Source organism: Rhizobium sp. LC145 (genome assembly GCF_001005825.1).
Taxonomy (GTDB): domain Bacteria; phylum Pseudomonadota; class Alphaproteobacteria; order Rhizobiales; family Rhizobiaceae; genus Neorhizobium.
The window spans coordinates 1-350 of the sequence record NZ_LBHV01000035.1 but is presented as its reverse complement, the minus strand read 5'-3'; the positions used below and the strand labels follow the sequence as shown (position 1 = coordinate 350).

The following is a 350-nucleotide window of genomic DNA, read 5'->3' as shown; positions in this document are numbered from 1 at the left end:
GCGACGATCTCATGGTCGGAGGCGAGCACCTGGAGGACGGCATCCTTGCCGAAGCGGCTGCTCGCGAAGGCGGCTGCGGCGGCCACGGCTGCGGCGGTGTTGCGGGCGACCGGTTCCAGCAGGGTGCCCGCCAGCTTGACGCCGAGTTCGCGGGCCTGCTCGGCCACCAGGAAGCGGAAATCCTCGTTGGTGATGACGATCGGCGCTTCGTAAAGCGCGGGATCGGAGACCCGCGTCAGCGTTGCCTGGAAGAGGGTGCGGTCGCCGATGAATTGGATGAACTGCTTCGGCGCGCTGGCGCGCGATAGGGGCCAGAGCCTCGTGCCCTTGCCGCCGGCCATGATGACGGG

At 68.9% G+C, this 350-nt stretch carries 1 protein-coding gene; it reads right to left on the bottom strand.

What is annotated here, in order from left to right; translation table 11 throughout:
* Positions 1-350 (bottom strand): sugar phosphate nucleotidyltransferase (locus YH62_RS29015; protein WP_046797794.1); only part of this gene is annotated, 350 nt, incomplete at both ends.